Here is a 9486-nt window from a genome sequence, read left to right as displayed (position 1 = left end):
CCCGTGGCATCTGGTCATGGACAACCTCAACATCCATTGCTCCGAGGCGGTTGTGCGCCTCATCGCCGAGGCCATCGGTTTCGAGGGCGACCTCGGCGTGAAGGAGCGCTACGGCATCCTCAAATCCATGGCCACGCGCACCGCGTTCCTCAGCGATCCGAGCCATCGCATCGTCTTTCACTTCACCCCCAAGCACGCCTCGTGGCTCAATCAGATCGAGATGTGGTTCTCGATCCTGGCGCGCAAAGTCCTGCGCCGTGGCAACTTCACCTCCATCGACGACCTTCAGAAACGCATCAGCGATTTCATCGACTTCTTCAATCGCACGTTGGCCAAACCCTTCCGCTGGACCTATGAGGGAAAGCCGCTCGCAGCATGAATGATTAAACAGTCTCGGGATTTCCACTCTGTTGCACTAGAGGCGCAGGAGAAGTGGGGCACCACATGCCGCAAAAGGCCTTTGGAAAAGGGGACGGTGCGGCTTGGCAAAGCCGCGTACTTTAGCGGGTGAAAGTCCCGCCTGGGTAGTCGCTAGCCACGAGCCCAGTATCGAGCCTTGCCGTTTGTCCGGTAACGGGCGAGCGGATGCGTAGGCACGAAAGCAGGCGAGGTGCAAAGGTAACGGTTGAAGCCGACCTTGAAGGTATTGAGCCCCGAAAAATTTATCGTTGGAGAGTGCCGACGGGTTCGTCCCTCCGGCAGGCAACAACCCGCACTGCGTCACGGCAAGTGGTGTGGGTACTCCCCGGGGTCAGAGTCCGTGTCGAGCCTGACATTGCGAGTATGTGGTAACCAAGGAGATCCATGCATCGGTCCGCTGGAGGCGGGCACCCGTGAACAAGTGTAGAAAGCGAGGACACGGGCGGTGGTGTGTGGAAGTCGGAGCCGCCCATAGTAGCGTTGACGCCCGGTAATGCGGGTCGAGCAAAGGGGCGGCGGTTTGAGACAACGCGAGAGCGACACACGGCCCTACGCCGAGAGGACTGAAGCCCGTGACAACCAAACTTGAGCGTTTCACACTGATGGCACGCGAGCGACTGCGAGAGCGGTTCAATTCCCTGATGGGTCTGTTGTTTGACCCCGAGGGCTTGCGTGAAAGCTTCGAGCGACAGAAAGGACGCAAGGCGCCCGGAGTCGATGGGGTAAGCCCAAGGAGGGCGAGCGGTACACCGAGGCCTTCGCCGTACCGGCCAAGGGCTGCACGGTGCTCATCGCCGCCAAGGCCGGTGAGGTCGAGAAGAGCGCCAAGATCCAGATCCCCTCGGCGGGCGACGACCGCCTCATCATCGACGACCACAAGGCCGCGGAGCTGGTGAAGGACAAGCGCGTCTCCATCGACACCACGGACAAGGCGTTCGCGCTCATTCAGCGCTTCAAGGACCGCGCGGATATCCGCCTGCGCGGTGTGCAGATCCTCCTCGGTGAGGGCGAGAGCGCCGTGCAGGTGCGCTTCAACGAGCGCGAGCTGACCACCGCCGCCATCGAGACGGCCATCAACGGTCTGCGCGACGCACTGGGCGAGGCCCAGGCGCCGGTGCAGCTCCTCATCCGGGGTGGCGTGTCCTTTGGCGACGGCTTCGCCCTCAAAGAGTTCGCCGAGCTGGCCGGGATTGCCATCGGCCACGGCGACGTGCTTCAGGACACCGACGCATGACGGCCCGCGCCGCCAAGTCTGACCCGTCCGGGGCGAGATCCCCCGACAAGCGGGACAGCTATGCCCACCGCACCCTCGGTTTCGGCGTTCCGGCAACCTCGAACCCGCACCATTTCGTGGTGCGCATCCCGCGTGGCAACGCTGCGGCCGTGCTGATCTGCGAGCACCTCGGCATGGGCTCAGAGACGGCGCGCGAGCAAGTGATCGATCGTGTCCTCCTGGAGCGCCATCGCTGGACCGCCATCCGCGCCGAGGTGCAGCGCGCCTTCAACGCCCGTCTCAAAGAGCACGACCTGGCCCCCGGTGCCTGGAAGATCGGCGATACCCCCGTGGACCGTCTGCTCGGCAAAGAGCTCTGTGTCCTCGCCTGGGGAGTCGAGCGCCTCGACCCGGACAAGATCGGCGTGGCCATCCGCAACTGGCTCGCGCTCCGCCCCGAGGAGCGCTGGTGGCTGTTCGGCATGACGGCCGTGGCGACGGGCGGGATTCAAGACGCCGACAAGGGCTGGCGGGTCGCCCTGCGCTATGCCTTGGGCGACGTCGCCCAGAACGCCGTGCAACGGTTTCGCACGCTCTCGGCCAAGCCCGATCCGCAAGACCCGCAGACACTTCCGCTGTTCGACGACTGAGTGTCAGGGACCCCGGGGCGGCGCGCCAGAATTGACGGCCACGCCGCGCGCAACCAAAATGGTTGTATCTCCTGTCCCCGCGAGCGTCGCCATGCCCTCTCTCACCTTGAAAGACATCCCGATTCCCTTGATGGAACGCCTGCGCACGCGCGCCGCGCAGGACCAGCGCAGCCTCAATCGCGAGGCCATTTGGCTGCTCGAGCAGGCCCTGGAGCCGTCCGTCGACCCCTCCGTGCGGCTCCAGCAGGAGACCGAGGCCCAGCTCGCCGCATGGCAGGCGCTGGCCGGACGCTGGCAGGGCGATGCCGAAGCGACGGCAGCGCTCATCGAGGACATCTACCAAGCCCGCACTCCCGGACGCGAGTTTTCCCTGTGAAGCTCCTGGACACCGACGTCTGCATCGAGATCCTGCGGGGCAATGCGCAGGTCTTGGCGCGGCGCCGCGCGACCCGTGACCGTGTGGCCACGACCTGGATCACCGCCTGCGAGCTCGCCTACGGCGCCGCCAACTCACGTGCCCCGGAGCCGAACCAGACCCTGGTGACGGAATTCCTCGCGACCCTGCCGATCCTCGATTTCACGCTGCCCAGCGCCTTGCTGTTCGGCCAGCACAAGGCCCGGCTGCGAGCGCTCGGCAAGACGGTTGCCGATGCGGACCTGATGATCGCCGCCATCGCGCTCGCCCACGGGGCTACCCTCGCGACCGGCAACACCAAGCACTACGAGCGCTTCGACGGCTTGCGGCTGGAAGACTGGATTCGTCAGCCCCCACAAGACGCCCTGTAGGCGCATACGAAACAGGACGCCTCATGCTTGAAGCCTCTACGGAAACGACCGACCGACCCCGTCAGCTCGAGCCCTTTCGGCTGCGTGATGCGCCGGCGCTGATCGAGGCGGTCTTTCCCGCTCAGAAAATCTCTGCCGAAGCACAGAAAGAGCGCAAAGCACAAGCCGACCAGACCTTGACCGCATTGGGGTCCTACTGGAAATGTGATCCGGGCCTGCTCTACGGTCCGATCTGGAGTGCCGTCAACGCGCATCTGGGTCGGTTCGGTGTGTCGGCGCACTCACATGCGGAGTTGGTCGAGCAGTTGGGCATTCTCCGCTTCGGGAGACGTCCGCTCATTGGCGATGCGTTCTGTGGCGGCGGGTCAGTCCCCTTCGAAGCCGCCCGTTTGGGATGCGATGCCTATGGCTCAGATCTGAATCCCATTGCCTGCATGCTGTCCTGGGGCGCTCTGAACATTGTGGGTTCCGATCAGGCGCAGCGCGAAGCCCTACAACAGGCTCAGAAGCGCATAGCGAACAGCGTCGAATCCAAGATCGCCTCCCTCAAAATCGAGCACAAGGCCAATGGCGACCGCGCCAAGGCATTTCTGTATTGCCTCGAAACGCGCTGTCCAGACACGGGTTGGATGATCCCGATGTCGACGACCTGGATCGTCAGCAAGGTGCGGCCAACGGTCGCTGAGCTGGTCCCCGACCCAGACCGCAAGCGGTTCGATATCCGTATTCGTCTCGCGACCGACGCGGCCGATCTGGAGCAGACAGGGCTTGGCACGGTCCAGGACGGGTACCTTGTCTACGAGGTCGAGGGCCGGCGGTATCGCCGCTCCATCAGCTCGCTTCGCGGCGACTTCCGCGACGCGAGCGGTGAGACACGCAACCATCTACGGCCCTGGGGCGAGCATGAGTTTCTGCCAGGCCCGGACGACGTCTTCCAAGAGCGGCTCTACTGCATTCAGTGGATGAGGGCGGAGACGTTGCACAAGCGTCGACCGGCGACCTATTTTGCGTCGGTGACGGAGGAGGACCTGGAGCGCGAGCGACTGGTCGAGGGCATCGTCGCAGAGAATCTCAGTCGCTGGCAGGAGGAGGGACTGACTCCTGAAATGGCGATTGAGCCAGGTTACAACACAGATCAGCCAATTCGCGAACGCGGTTGGAAATACTGGCATCAGCTCTTCAACGCGCGCCAACTCCACTGCGCGGCCTTACTCGCTCAGAGCATCCGAGAAATCGGCGATCCCTTCATGAGCGCCTGCCTGGCATTTGATCGCACCTTCGTCGCCGATAAGTCGGCGAAGCTGTCTCAGTGGCGACTTGGGTCGCCAGGTCGTGCCGGCCGCGCTCCTTCTGCTGATGGTGCTGAGCACGTCTTCTACAATCAGGCGCTGAACACCTTCTACAACTACGCAACCCGTGGCTTCTGGATGCTGCGCCCAGGTGAAAATGCCAAATACAAGCACTTTCCTATCGTAGGTCGAGGAACGATCACCACTACTGCGGCCCATGCCGTCGAGACGATCTGCGATGCCTGGATCACAGACCCCCCTTACGCAGATGCCGTCCACTACCACGAGATCACCGAATACTTCATCGCCTGGCTCCGCAAGAATCCGCCTAGCCCCTTCGACCAATGGACCTGGGACTCGCGCCGCGACCTCGCCATCAAGGGCTCAGGCGATGACTTCCGCCGCGGCATGGTCGATGCCTACAAGGCCATGACCGACCACATGCCGGACAACGGCATGCAATGTGTCATGTTCACCCATCAGGACACCGGCGTCTGGTCCGACATGGTGAGCATCTTCTGGGCGTCCGGCTTGCAGGTGGTCGGGGCCTGGTACATCGCCACCGAAACGACCTCGGAGCTGAAGAAGGGCGGCTACGTCCAAGGCACCGTGATCCTGATGCTGCGCAAGCGCCCAGCGGGCGAGCGCCCCGGCTTCAAGCAGCGCCTCCTCCCCGAGGTCAAGCGCGAGGTCGACGCCCAGATCCAGCAGATGCTGCATCTGAACGACGAGACCGCGACCCGGATGGGGACCCCCGTCTTCAACGACTCGGACCTGCAAATGGCCGGCTATGCCGCCGCGCTCAAGGTCCTGACCGGCTACACCAGCATCGGCGGCGAGGACGTGACCAGCTTTGCCTTGCGCCCGCGACGCAAGGGTGAGGCGACCGTTGTCGACGAGATCGTCGAGCAGGCCGCCGAGACCGCCAACGGGCTCCTGGTCCCCGACGGGCTCGACCCGGAGACCTGGACGGCTCTCTCGGGCATCCAGCGCTTCTATCTGCGCATGCTCGACATGGAGACCACCGGCGCTTCCAAGCTCGACAACTACCAGAACTTCGCCAAGGCGTTCCGGGTCGCCGACTACGCCGCCGTGATGGCGAGCATCAAGCCCAACGCCGCGCGGCTGAAGGCCGTCACCGAATTCAAGCCGCGCGACCTCACCGACCGCACCGAGATCGGTCCGACCCCGCTCGGCGCCCTGATCGTCGCCATCCAGTCCTTCCTCGCCGAGCAAGACCCCGGCGTGGTCATGGCCAACCTGCAAGACGCCGTGACGGATTATCTGCACCGGCGTCCCGTGCTGATCGACATCACGGACTTCATCGCCGCCAAGGCGCGCGTCGCCGAGATCCGCCGCGCCGCTGAAGCGATCGCGGGGCGGATGCGCAATCAGCGGCTGCAATAGCGTCTTCACCACCGACTTGGAGGATTCCTATGAGAGCCATTGAGTTAGAGGCCACGGTCGAGCAGCACCGCATACGCTTACCGGAGTCGATCCCGGACGGAACGCATCTGCGTGTCCTCTTGCTGCTGGAGGATCCACCCAGCGCATTCGCCAACACCAATGATTTGAAAGCCCTGCTGGCGGGACTGACCGAGGGACTGACGTCCGAGGACCTGCAACGCCCGCGGGATTTCGGTCGAGGGGACCCCGAATGGGCTTCCTGATCGACACCAACGTGCTATCTGAGGTGCAGAAGGGCGAGCGCGCCGATGCCGGCGTGCGGGCTTGGTATGACGCGGCCGACCCGAGTGGGCTCTATCTCTCCGTCCTGGTGATCGGCGAGGTGCGGCAAGGCATCGATCGCTTGCGCCGCCGTGACCCAGTGCAGGCCGAGCGCTTGGAGCAACGCCTCGCGCTCATCAAGGAAGTCTTTGCCGAGCACATTCTGCCGGTATCAGCCGCCGTGGCGGAACGCTGGGGGCACAACAATGTCCCTGACGCGCTGCCGGTGATCGACGGCTTGCTGGCCGCCACCGCGCAGGAGCACGGATTGACGCTGGTGACTCGGAATGTGCGGGACGTGGAGCGGAGCGGTGTGTCGGTTCTGAATCCTTTTTCCGATGCGTCGACGCCTTGACCATCCGTCGTTTCTCCTCCCGGACCCGACCGCTCGACCAGAGCTTCCTCGCTGAGCACCTCCAGGGTGCACGCAGCTACCGGCGCATTGCCGGCTACTTCACCAGTTCGCTGTTCGAGATCGCGCACGAATGGCTTGAGCCGATTCCGGACGTGCGCATCGTCTGCAACGTCGACCTCACGCCCGAGGACCTGAAGGTCGCCCAGTTGCGCGAGTCGCGTCTGCTCGGGCGTTGGAACGAGCGCTCGATCGAGGCCGAGTCCCTGCTCAACCGCGAACGCTATCGGCGCCTGGACGCCTTTCTCGCCCAGCGTGGTCAGGTCATCCGGGTCGCGCCAGACAGCCTCTGCGGGTTTCTGCACGGCAAGGCCGGGGTCATCGAGCGCGCCGACGGACGCAAGCTCGGCTTCATCGGCTCCATGAACGAGACCCGCCACGGTTGGCAAAGCCATTACGAGATTCTCTGGGAGGACGACTCGCCCGAGGGGGTGGCCTGGATCGAGGCCGAGTTCGAGTTTCTCTGGAACGCCGCCAGACCTTTGCCGGAGGCCGTCTGCCGCGAGGTCAGACGGCGTGGGCAGCGCTTCGAGGTTACCCTGCCGGACCTCGAAAGCGAGGAGACACTGGCTCCCGCCGCGTTGATCGAGTCACCGCTCTATCGCGAGGGCATGGCCTTGCAGCCCTGGCAGCAGGGTTTCGTGGCGGAGTGTCTACGCCACTACGACGACCATGGGCAGGTGCGGCTCCTGCTGGCCGACGAGGTGGGCCTCGGCAAGACCCTCTCGCTCGGCACCGCGGCGCTGACCCTGTGCCTGCTCGCCGAGAAGACCCGTCGGCGGCGTAAGCCGATCGCCATCTTCGCGCCGGCGACCCTGTGCGAGCAGTGGCAGACCGAGATGATCGACAAGCTCGGCATCCCCTGCGGACGCTGGCACTCCAGCCGCAAGGTCTGGCTCGATCCGGAGGCGCGGGCGATCTCGCCGGCGGGGCCGGAGCAGATCGCGCGCTGCCCGCTGCGCATCGGGATCGTCTCGACCGGGTTGATGGTCCAGCCCTCGCAGGAGAAGGCCATCCTGAGCGGCCTGAGCTTCGAGCTGGTCGTCCTCGATGAGGCGCACAAGGCGCGCACCCGTCAGGGCTATGGCGGTGATGTGGGCGAGCCCAATGGGCTGCTGACCTTCATGTTGACCGTCGCCAATCGTGCCGATCATGTGCTCCTCGGGACCGCGACACCGATCCAGACGCACGCCGAGGATCTCTGGGATCTCGTGCGGGTGCTGCACCGCGGCAGCAGCGGCTTCGTGCTCGGCAACGAGCTCGCACCCTGGCACCAACCGGCGCGCGTGCTGCCCATCCTGAATGGGGCCGAGCAGGTCGAGAACCTGGATTTCGGCTGGCGGCTGCTGCGCTCACCGCTGCCGACCATGGAGTCGACAAACGAGCCGAACGCCCGGCGCCTGTTTCGCAACCTGCGCGAAGACCTGGGACTGGGCCGAAAGGAGCATTTGGCGGGCGCGCTGACCGATCTTCCGCCCGATCTACGCGACGACCTGGAGACCGAGCTGGAGCGGGTCATCGATGGGGCGCGCTTCTTCCAGCGCGAGAATCCGTTGGTGCGCCATGTGGTCCTGCGCAAGCGCTCCACGTTGGAGGGCCGTGGCCTGCTGGACAAGATCGCGGTCAACGTCCATCCAGACGCCGGCCTGGTCCGCGATCCGCATCGCTTCAATGCCTTGTTCCAGGACATCGCGCTGCGCACGCCACCGGATTTCGATCGGGCCTATGAGGAGGCGCGGGCCTTCGGACGTGTCCTCGCCCGTCGCGGGAAGGGCGGCGGCTTCATGAAGAACCTGATGGAGCAGCGGGTGTGCTCGAGCATCGTCGCGGGCCTCAACACCGCGACCGCCTTGCTCGAAGGCCGCGAGGTCCACGAGGAGACCGAGGACCAGGATCTGGAGCTGATGCTCCAGACCGACGCCGAGCGCGCGGCCCTCGAGGCATTGATCGCGGCGCTCGACGGCATGCGCGGCGATCCCAAGCTCGACGCGGTCCGCTATTACCTCAAGGAGGAAGGCTGGCTGGAGCTTGGCTGCATCATCTTCAGCCAATACTACGACACCGCCCGCTGGGTGGCGGATGCCCTCGCCGAGGACGATCCGGCTGAGACCATCGGCCTCTACGCCGGCGCCGATCGCAGCCGTCTGTATCGCGACGGTCAAGCGGTCGGCATCGTGCGCGAGGAGCTCAAGCGGATGGTGGCCGACCACGACATCCGCATCATGGTCGCAACCGATGCGGCCTGCGAGGGCCTCAATCTCCAGACCTTGGGAACCTTGATCAACATCGACCTGCCGTGGAACCCGACCCGGCTAGAACAGCGCATCGGGCGCATCAAGCGCTTCGGGCAGGCCCGCTCCACGGTTGACATGCTGAACTTGGTCCACCAAGGCACCGTCGACGAGACGGTCTATCAGCGCCTCTCCGAGCGCATGCGCAACCGCTACGACCTCTTTGGAGGGCTACCGGACACCATCCGCGACGATTGGATCGATGACCTCGAGACGCTGGGCGAGCAGATGGACCGCTACATCGAGGAGCGCCGCCAGGCCACCGGCTTCGACCTGCGCTACAACGACAGCCTCGAGCCCAGCGCGAACGCTTGGCGTGACTGTGCCACGGTGCTCGCGCGGCGGGATCTGGAGAATTTGATGCGGATGGGGTGGGGTGGCCCGTAGCTGCGCCACCTGTTGTTGAGCGGCAAGAAATCGTGTGCAAACACCCCGGATGGATGTCTTCCGCCGCACATTCCGCAGGCATGATGCCTGCCGATGAGTATTTTTTTCGCTGCAGATAGCCCCATGTGATCGGTTTTCGGCAGCGCCATTGACGCTTCCGACTGTCTTTCTTAGAAGATGGCTGAACACCGCCATCCGAGTCCGTGACACTCGGCGGCTCGCGAGCCGGGCTGGAAAGGCTCCCCGCCTTTTTCAAGGGGAGAAAACCGATGGCCCATCCGTTCGCAGCACTGATCGACGCGCACACGCA

General features: G+C 64.5%; 9 protein-coding genes. All 9 read left to right on the top strand.

Going from position 1 to position 9486, the window contains the following annotated elements:
* Positions 1-379 (top strand): transposase (locus CKO23_RS22915; protein WP_200333883.1); only part of this gene is annotated, 379 nt, incomplete at its 5' end.
* Between the two features lie 825 nt (positions 380-1204).
* Entirely contained in the window at positions 1205-1654 is a 450-nt protein-coding gene (locus tag CKO23_RS22910) for a hypothetical protein (RefSeq protein ID WP_200335542.1), read from the top strand.
* A complete protein-coding gene (locus CKO23_RS22905) occupies positions 1651-2283 on the top strand; it encodes an anti-phage-associated DUF3780 domain-containing protein (protein WP_200335540.1) in 633 nt (210 codons plus the stop codon). Before CKO23_RS22910 ends, CKO23_RS22905 begins: the two co-directional genes overlap by 4 nt.
* 91 nt (positions 2284-2374) lie before the next feature.
* Positions 2375-2659 (top strand): FitA-like ribbon-helix-helix domain-containing protein, encoded by a 285-nt coding sequence (locus CKO23_RS22900; protein WP_200335538.1) that lies wholly within the window; start codon positions 2375-2377, stop codon positions 2657-2659.
* The gene (locus tag CKO23_RS22895) at positions 2656-3069 is read left to right on the top strand and encodes a PIN domain-containing protein (protein WP_200335536.1); all 414 of its coding nucleotides are present in this window, start codon (positions 2656-2658) and stop codon (positions 3067-3069) included. The genes CKO23_RS22900 and CKO23_RS22895 overlap by 4 nt, the downstream gene beginning before the upstream one ends.
* A gap of 23 nt (positions 3070-3092) precedes the next feature.
* A complete protein-coding gene (locus CKO23_RS22890; RefSeq protein WP_200335530.1) occupies positions 3093-5765 on the top strand; it encodes an anti-phage-associated DUF1156 domain-containing protein in 2673 nt (890 codons plus the stop codon).
* A gap of 29 nt (positions 5766-5794) precedes the next feature.
* A complete protein-coding gene (locus CKO23_RS22885) occupies positions 5795-6028 on the top strand; it encodes a hypothetical protein (RefSeq protein ID WP_200335528.1) in 234 nt (77 codons plus the stop codon).
* Positions 6016-6441: a type II toxin-antitoxin system VapC family toxin gene (locus CKO23_RS22880; RefSeq protein ID WP_200335526.1), complete on the top strand. Its 426-nt coding sequence runs from the start codon at positions 6016-6018 to the stop codon at positions 6439-6441. Before CKO23_RS22885 ends, CKO23_RS22880 begins: the two co-directional genes overlap by 13 nt.
* Complete coding sequence (locus CKO23_RS22875) at positions 6438-9176, top strand: phospholipase D-like domain-containing anti-phage protein (protein ID WP_200335524.1); 2739 nt, start codon at positions 6438-6440, stop codon at positions 9174-9176. The genes CKO23_RS22880 and CKO23_RS22875 overlap by 4 nt, the downstream gene beginning before the upstream one ends.
* Positions 9177-9486 lie beyond the last annotated feature (310 nt).

Source organism: Thiocystis violacea, from assembly GCF_016583565.1.
Taxonomy (GTDB): Bacteria; Pseudomonadota; Gammaproteobacteria; order Chromatiales; family Chromatiaceae; genus Thiorhodococcus; species Thiorhodococcus violaceus_A.
Note: the sequence above shows the minus strand (reverse complement) of the source record. Positions and strands in the feature narration are given on the sequence as shown.